The organism is Vibrio sp. 1S139 (genome assembly GCF_041439475.1).
Lineage (GTDB): Bacteria > Pseudomonadota > Gammaproteobacteria > Enterobacterales > Vibrionaceae > Vibrio > Vibrio crassostreae_C.
The window spans coordinates 1-1,821 of the sequence record NZ_JBGOOD010000150.1 but is presented as its reverse complement, the minus strand read 5'-3'; the positions used below and the strand labels follow the sequence as shown (position 1 = coordinate 1,821).

Sequence of the window (1,821 nt, the reverse complement as noted above, 5' to 3'; positions counted from 1 at the left end):
CATGATGAACCAAGGTTTGTGCTGACATTTTGTACTTTTTAGCGACTTCTTTTTTAAATCGAAACTGACCAGATGCGTAATCCACTAGAGCTTGCTCTAGACGGCTCAATGGTACGCGATACTGTTGATTGACAATATTCTCTTCATTGTGTTTTGTACGTCGCCCTATTCGCTTATCTTGATTCCAGCGGGCTAAGTCTTGCAATGAGACTAGATTGCATTTATTGGGAATGGAGCTGCCTTTATTTTTGGTTATTATGAGTCAAGTTTAGGTACAGAATCTTTTACATGGTGTTTAATTGACCTATTTTCAATTGATCGTCTTTATTCATTTCTATGGGGGAGGGCTTAATTAAAGTGTCAGAGAGCAGTTAAGCCATCATAATGTTAGTTGAAAACCCTACACACTACTTATTTCGATTTGTTAAAGGTAGACTGCTACCAACACTCTTAAATATTTTATGACTATGAATGCTGTGACCATATCTTCCTTAACAACCCTCCCTGCTTCGAAAAAGAAGAAGAGCAAACTCAATCAACTGTGGGAGGAGGTCGAAAAAAAACAACGTCGTAACGAGCGATATCAAGCCAAGTTAGACAGTTTTCATCTCGAATTTAAAACGTATGCTGAACCACAAGAGCAAGCGGTTTGTTTAGCGACAGAAAAGTGGATTCATCATTTAATTTCCTTTACTCAACGTAAAACGATTAAAGGTGCACAACGTGATGCGCTGTATGATTGGATACTAGAAGAATTGAGCGTTTTAGAGGCCAACCCATTTAACCCGATCAATACCGATGAACTGCGCCAAGCCTTTGATGAAGCGTTGATGTCCGATGTTACCAATCAACCCGCTACAGATTCGATGACTGAAGAGCAGCTCAATGAGCTTCGTGAAGAGATTTCTATGATGCTCGGTGATGATATCAACATCAGTAATGAACAGCTGTTGGAAATGGTTGAGGATCCTCGTAAGTTTCACGACTATCTACAAGCACTGATGGCTGAAAAAATCGAAAAGGAGCCGTCAGAAGCGGGCGATGATATTGATTGGGGAGCTGATAACTTTTTTTCTCAGGACAATGAGCCAGTTAACTCTAAGTCGCCTTATAACGAAAACAGTCAAGCGCTTTACAGTGATAAGCAAATGACAAAACTTTATCGCCAGCTGGCAAAGCAGTTGCATCCAGATAGAGAAACGGACGAGAAAAAGAAGATTGAAAAAAGCGCTTTAATGCAGCAGTTATCACAGGCGAAGAAAGATAAAGATGTCGTAGCGTTATTGTTAATGGCTCAGCAATACTTACCAGATCACGAGATGATAATGGATAGTGAAATGATTGAGCGTTTACAAGCGACGCTCGAAGAAAAACTTAGGCATTTGAATATGGCGTATCAAGAGCTCCAACATGGTCATGATCTAAAAAGTATTATTTGGCAAAAGTTTGGTGGTGGTAACAAGGCCAGACGCGAAAAAGGCCTAAGACAGTATCGGGCTACGTTAGAAAGAGAAACGATAGAGTTACATGAAAAATGCCAAGATGTAAAAACTGTTAAGCAGTTGCAGGTGCATTTAAAGGAGAGAGTTAAAGCATCGCGCTTTGAAAATCAGCTTTTAAACATGGATCCATCCGAGTTATTTTCCTTTGAGGATGATTGGTTTTAGTTTGTTTATTTTCAATCTAGTTGGTGTTTCATAGAAACTAAGGTTTCAACGCATTTTTTATGCAGGTTGGAACCTTAGCGATTCTCTGCCTGGCTAATCTCTGCCCCAAAATCACTTAGATTAAATACTCTACTCAATTCAGAGGGCGTGCGTT

2 protein-coding genes are annotated in these 1,821 nt (G+C 39.8%); one reads left to right on the top strand and one right to left on the bottom strand.

The annotated features are described in order from the left end of the window. Positions 1-205: hypothetical protein (locus ACED46_RS21820; protein ID WP_371722444.1), on the bottom strand; the 205-nt coding region annotated here is incomplete at its 3' end. 262 nt (positions 206-467) lie between these two features. Here ACED46_RS21820 and ACED46_RS21815 point away from each other — a divergent pair. Further along, complete coding sequence (locus tag ACED46_RS21815; protein WP_371722445.1) at positions 468-1,667, top strand: J domain-containing protein; 1,200 nt, start codon at positions 468-470, stop codon at positions 1,665-1,667. Positions 1,668-1,821 lie beyond the last annotated feature (154 nt).